This is a genomic window from Candidatus Chlorobium masyuteum, assembly GCF_011601315.1.
Classification (GTDB): Bacteria; Bacteroidota; Chlorobiia; order Chlorobiales; family Chlorobiaceae; genus Chlorobium; species Chlorobium masyuteum.
Genome location: NZ_JAAORA010000013.1, coordinates 1 through 5916, shown reverse-complemented (window position 1 = coordinate 5916; position 5916 = coordinate 1). Strand labels below are relative to the sequence as shown.

Here is a 5916-nt window from a genome sequence, read left to right as displayed (position 1 = left end):
CTCGCCCGACCGCCTGAAGCGCATCTTCGGAAACACTGACAATGGTCGGCAGTGCCATAAAACTCAGAATGATGGAGACGTTCAAGGCATTGGTACCGGTCAGAATCTCAACGGCATGGAGAAGGGTGCCGACGCGATAGAGCAGCCCGGCCGAAAGCAGGCCGAAAAGGAGTACCGATAACAGGTTGAACAGTTTACGCCGCGCAGGGTCTTCAATACGGGTAGTCAGCAGGTCGGAAAGGACAATAACAAAGAGTACCGTGAAGGGAGCGGCAAGAATCCACCAGGCCCACATCAGCAGGGCACCCCCCTTGTCCTGTAGCAGTGGAGCAAGAACAACAAGAGCAAAAAAACCGAACGCTACCGAGGGAATGGCGGCAAGCATCTCGATGACCGGCTTGGCATACTGGCGAATGGAAAACGGAAGAATATCACTCAAACATATTGCGGCAGCTATACCCATCGGAACGGCAATCATTGCCGAGCCGAGCGTCACCATCAGACTGCCGTAGATAATTGATAGGGCACCGAATTTCCCCGGATCATCAGCCGGATACCACTCCGTAGTAGTAAAGAATTCGCTGAAGCCCCTCAGCTCAAAAAACGGGATGGCATCGCGGGCAACAAAATAAAAGATAAACAGGACGACCACTGCCACAAACGAGGCCAGTACCAGCAGAAGAAACTCTCCTGCTCTGTTTACTGCCTTCTGCATGGTTCGCTTGCGGCTGCTTACCACAAAGGTGTTTGTGCGGTTCCGCTCCCCGACCCTCTCTTCAGCCATAACCGTCTGATATTTTTGATAGTTACCGTGATCGTGCGTTTTTTTGCATTCAAATATGTTCCTAATGTATAGGCATTCTTCATTGGAACCAACGGGGGGAGTGTTACATGTTTGTGAACTTTTTTGCTGTTGAGGCTTAAGCATGACTACCTGTGTCAGCCTGTTATGTCCGATTCAGGAGCAACATGAAGCGGAAGAGCAAGATGAAGGGAAGCCAGGCATTGTGTTTCCGGGGCCAGGAGGGTAATCGGCAAAAAGTTCACAGGAAGTTCACATTCCAGCGAGAGTTATGTTGCAGTTAATCGAATAAATTAAATGAAGTTTATGAATTAATCCCGGTTTTACGGACATCCCGAAACTCTCCATGCATCATTATAAAAAGCATTCCCATCTTGAACGCTTGCTTGACAGAGCAAAACCGGTTACTCTTGATGATGCTTCGAGGGTTCTTATTCTCAGCGATCTGCATATGGGCAATGGTGGCAGGCATGATGAGTTTCGTCACAACGCCGGGTTGGTCAAAACAATTCTCGGGCAATATTATTTGCCTCAAAAATACAGTCTGGTGCTCAATGGAGATATAGAGGAGCTTTTCAAGTTTTCGCTTGAAAGCATCGAAAGAAAGTGGGCTGAGGTGTATGAGCTTTTTATTGAGTTCAAAGAGCATGGCTTTTTTTGGAAAACATACGGAAATCATGATGTGGCACTTCTTGACAGGAAAGATTACAGACTTGCATCATCGCTTGTTGAATCACTGAAATTTCATTACGGCGATGAAACCATTCTGCTTTTTCATGGTCACCAGGCGGCGTTGTTTCTCTGGCAGCAGTATTCAATGCTTAGTCGTGCTGTTATCTTTTTTTTGCGCTATATAGCCAAGCCAACCGGGATTAAAAATTATTCAGTTGCCTACAGCAGCCGCCGAAGATTTGTAATAGAAAAATCAATCTATGAGTTTTCAAATCAAGCCAAAATTGTATCCATTATCGGTCATACCCACCGGCCCTTGTTTGAATCACTCTCAAAAGCTGATTACCTGAACTACAGGATTGAGGATCTCTGCCGTTCCTATTCTTCAGTTGGCGGTGAACAGCGTCCAGCAATCAAGAGGAAAATAGTTGAGTTGAAAACTGAGCTTGCTGAGTGTTACAAAAAGGGTAAAGCTATGGGTCTGCGGAGCGGACTTTACAATACCATCACCATTCCCACTGTTTTTAACTCCGGATGTACCATAGGTAAACGCTGTATCACAGCTCTCGAAATCGAAGGCGGGTTGATCAGACTGGTTTGCTGGTATAATGGCCGACAGAATCGGGATTTTGAAAGCGAAAGGAGTAACCTGCCGGTTCCGCTTGATGCAACAGGTTATTCCAGAGTGGTGTTGAATGAGGACTCTCTCGATTATGTGTTTTCACGCCTTCATCTGCTGACCTGAAATGGTTGGTTGTTGACACCTGCTTTTTTTGATTCCCTACAAGATCAGAGCTGAGAGAAGGGAAAAAACAGCTGCCACCACTATTGCTGCCAGGATATTCATAATAAAGCCGGGTAAGAGAATAATTCCGAGTGACACCTTTTTGATGCTGCCGAATGCAATGGTGTTAGCCATGGAGGCAAGCGGTGTCATGCTTGCGCTTGAAGCTGCAATGGTGATAGTGAGCAGCATCATTATCGGTGGCAGTGCGGTTTGTGCGCCAAGATCTGTTGAGAGGGGCGCAAGCAAAAGTATCAGAGCGGAATTACTTAACAGTTCGGATGCGAAAATGATGAGTAAGACCACTGAAATCAACCGGATATAACGGTTGCCGAACATTTCAACTGCATAGAGTAGGGCCGATTTGATCGTTGTCAGGTGATAGTTCTCAAGCGTCGTTGCAGTCTGGACATTCCATACCGTGACGAGCAGATAGAGTGCTGCACCCGTCAGAGCAACGAGGGTGATGCCGACGTAAGGGAGATCTTTCAGGATGAGATTGATTGACAGTTTTGCGCGGGTGTTCGGAAGTTCAAGATTGGTAATCGGTTCCTGAAAGCAGCGGTTCCATACGCTGTTAAAAAGAAAAGTGAATATCAGGTCGAGGGTACGGTAGATATTTTTCAGAGAGAGACCGATACGTGATTCCAGCTCTCTGAAGAGACGGCTGAAAAAGATCAGGGGAGATCCAGTCAGGTGAAGTAAAAAAAAGATCAGGTTCATAAGCATGACTCCGGTTTGCCCGTTCTTTTTGGGCAGGATGAATGCTACAAGAAGAAACAGTGCTCCGTAGGTCACAAAGCAGAGATCGATGAGGTTTAATGATAAAAATACCGGCTCCGGTTTGAAAAAAAATTGCAGGCCGCTCAATGTACTGACAAGTATGAGGTTGCTTGTGAGAAGCCGAAGAGGTTTGTGTGGTAAGGCGCACGGTACTTTGCGGCCTGAAGAGAACAACGATGGAGTGCAGAATGATTTTGCTGTAAAAAGAATAATTGACCGTCCAAGGAAAAGCTGAATGAGCGTTGCAGGCAGGCCGACTCCAAGCCAGGAGACGAACGTGATCAGTGTCCGGTTTTCAATCTTGTAGAGTTCGGCAAGAGCTATGGCTAAAAGATTTTGCGGGCTTCCGGTCAGGGAGGCCATTCCACCGGTATTGGTGCCGTAGGTGACAGCAAGGTAAAGCAGTGAGGCGGCTGATTTTCTTTCCTCCTCATCCTGAGCAATCGTCACAATACGGTTTATGACAGGGATCATTGAGATGACTACAATCGTATGGGAGATAAAGATGGAGAGGGTATAGGAGAGCAGAAGAACTGCCGTTAAAAGAGCGTTCAGGTTATTGCCGGAGCGCCCGAGAAGATAATCGATAACTCTTTGATGCGTCCCTGTCGATACAAGCATCTCCGAAAGAAGAAAGCCGGTCAGCAGGATGACCGTATTTTGCAGCAGCTCCATTGGCTTCCTCTTTTTCACCGCATGATAGTACATGAAGAGCACCTTGTACTGCGATTTCACAGAATCGTTGCACGATCGTAACTATTCCCCAACACTGATTTGTTTTCTTGTATTCAAGAAGCCGATAATCTGTTTTCAAGGTGATGGAATGCCAACGCAAAGACCATGAACGTAAAAAGGGAAGAGCTCTTCAAGCCGCTGCCATTATTACCGCGAGGGAGGGCATTGCTTTTGAGAGCACTTATGCTGCCAAATTTCCTGCTAACCAGCTCTTCGGGTATAGCGAATCTACCCCGTGCAGAAGGCGCATGTATTTATGCCTTTAACCACAATAATTCGCTTGAGGCCCTCATGGTGCCTGTTTTTCTTTTCTACCATCTTGGCGGTCGAACCATCAGTTTCGTTATTGACTGGATGTATGGGAAAATTCCTCTGCTGGGCAGCCTGATGAACTTGATCGACCCGGTCTATGTTTACAGCAAGCGCTCAACCATTTCCTGGATTGAAGCGAAACGTTCGTCGATCTCTGCCGGTGATACCGTGGAGCGCTGCACGCTGAAGCTTTTTGCCGGACAGAGCATCGGGATTTTTCCTGAAGGGAAGCGTAACAGAAATCCGGAAACGCTTGTCAAAGGCAAACCCGGTATTGGTCATATCGCCTTGAAATCAGGAGCACCCGTAATACCTGTCGGAATTGACTTCAAGAGCAGGACAACAAAAGGAAAAATTCCCATTCTCGGCAGAACCATCATCAGGATTGGAGCTCCTCTTTATTTCGCTCAACAGTCCGATGCTTACCAGGCTATTATCGAGGACGCATCCAGTGATATTACCGGGCAAGTTGAATTGCACCGTATTGCTGCTGATGTTACCCATGAGATTATGCTCGCGTTGTCTGAACTATCCGGCAAGCGATACAGCTCACCCTCTCCCTCAAAGCAGTTCTCTCAGCATGAAGCAACCCTTAATCCAAAGGAGAGCCTATGTCCAGTGTAATCGTAAGCAGGATTGAACGTGCCCATGATCGAGCCTGTGCGCTCGACGTAGTCAAGCAGGTCTTTTGTGATGAAAAAAACTGGATCAGCACTGCTCAGAACCAGATTCCGGATGAACTTTCCGGGAACAGGGAGTTTTCATGGTTTCTGGCCAGAATCAATGGCCGGCCTGCAGGTGTTATTCGTTTGCTTTATGACCCCTCTTTTGATCTCCCGGAAGAGTACGATGTGAAATTTATGCCGGGTATAAACATCGAAGTGCTGAAAAAGGCAGGGCGATATGTCGAGATTGGCAGATTTATGATTCTTGAGGAGTTTCGCAGAAATCCCAGGGTGGCACTTCGTCTGATGAAAGCTGCTGTTGCCGAGGTACTGGAACGTGATTACACCCATTTCATTACAGATGTTTTCGAGGGCGAAGTGCATTCACCCCTTAATTTTCATACCAGAGTGCTCGGCTTTGAGGTAGTCGGAAAACATCTTTTTGGTGAATTGAACTGCAGTTCCACCCGTATTATTCTCACGCTTGATATTCTGAAGCTTTATAGTCGGGTCAAAGACAGCAAAAGCCGGATATATCAGGAGTTGACAGACGGGTTGAAAGTGATTTTTGAGCGCAAGGCCTCTCTTGCACGGACAACCATATCCTGATCACAGATTATCACTCTGTAAGGTGTTATGTCAATAACGTGAGGGCTCTTCATAACAGATGACAGGAGATATCATGCTTCGTCTGGACGAATTGAGATCGGCGATAAAAGGGGAGTTCTTTTTGCAGGAGGAGCTGAAAGAGCATGATGTCAAAAAAGTAGACGTTCTGGCTGACATCATAATCAGGCCTGCCGGGAAAAAAGATTTCGCAAAGCTTTTGCTCCTGCTTGAGCAGTCGGGTTATCCCCATCTTGTCATCAATTCCAAGGGTCGGGTTGTGTTTCCGGATAAACGGTTCCACGGTGCTGTCATTGTTACCGATTTACACCTTTAATAATGGCAGGGGATTGTTTTCAATCTTGTCACACAGGTGTAACAATTCCTTAACACTACTAATGGTATGTTTGGAGAGCAAAAATGAATCGACAAAAGTTTTGTGTACTCACAACATCAACCAACCCAAAAGAGCATGAAAAAAATAGCAATGATGGTCGGTCTTGCAGCGGCCCTCGGATTCAGTAACGCCGAGGCTGTCGATCTGACATGGAAAGGTG

General features: G+C 46.7%; 6 protein-coding genes. 4 read left to right on the top strand and 2 right to left on the bottom strand.

The features are described from left to right. Positions 1 to 784, bottom strand: a 784-nt coding sequence (locus G9409_RS11910; RefSeq protein ID WP_166808969.1) for a PstC family ABC transporter permease, incomplete at its 3' end; no start/stop codon positions are given. Positions 785 to 1148: 364 nt separating this feature from the next. On the opposite strand from G9409_RS11910, the gene G9409_RS11905 reads away from it, so the two are divergent. Continuing rightward, positions 1149 to 2219: a metallophosphoesterase gene (locus G9409_RS11905; RefSeq protein ID WP_166808968.1), complete on the top strand. Its 1071-nt coding sequence runs from the start codon at positions 1149 to 1151 to the stop codon at positions 2217 to 2219. 36 nt (positions 2220 to 2255) lie between these two features. Here G9409_RS11905 and G9409_RS11900 read toward each other — a convergent pair whose 3' ends face one another. Then, entirely contained in the window at positions 2256 to 3749 is a 1494-nt protein-coding gene (locus tag G9409_RS11900) for an SLC13 family permease (RefSeq protein WP_166808967.1), read from the bottom strand. Between the two features lie 210 nt (positions 3750 to 3959). On the opposite strand from G9409_RS11900, the gene G9409_RS11895 reads away from it, so the two are divergent. The 3 genes from G9409_RS11895 (at position 3960) to G9409_RS11885 (ending at position 5696) form a co-directional block, all read left to right on the top strand. Continuing rightward, positions 3960 to 4712, top strand: coding sequence for a lysophospholipid acyltransferase family protein (locus tag G9409_RS11895; protein WP_235923364.1), 753 nt, complete (start codon positions 3960 to 3962; stop codon positions 4710 to 4712). Continuing rightward, positions 4700 to 5362: a GNAT family N-acetyltransferase gene (locus G9409_RS11890; protein ID WP_166808965.1), complete on the top strand. Its 663-nt coding sequence runs from the start codon at positions 4700 to 4702 to the stop codon at positions 5360 to 5362. The genes G9409_RS11895 and G9409_RS11890 overlap by 13 nt, the downstream gene beginning before the upstream one ends. A gap of 73 nt (positions 5363 to 5435) precedes the next feature. Beyond that, positions 5436 to 5696, top strand: a complete 261-nt coding sequence (locus G9409_RS11885; protein ID WP_040433374.1) for a hypothetical protein — start codon at positions 5436 to 5438, stop codon at positions 5694 to 5696. Positions 5697 to 5916: the final 220 nt, after the last annotated feature.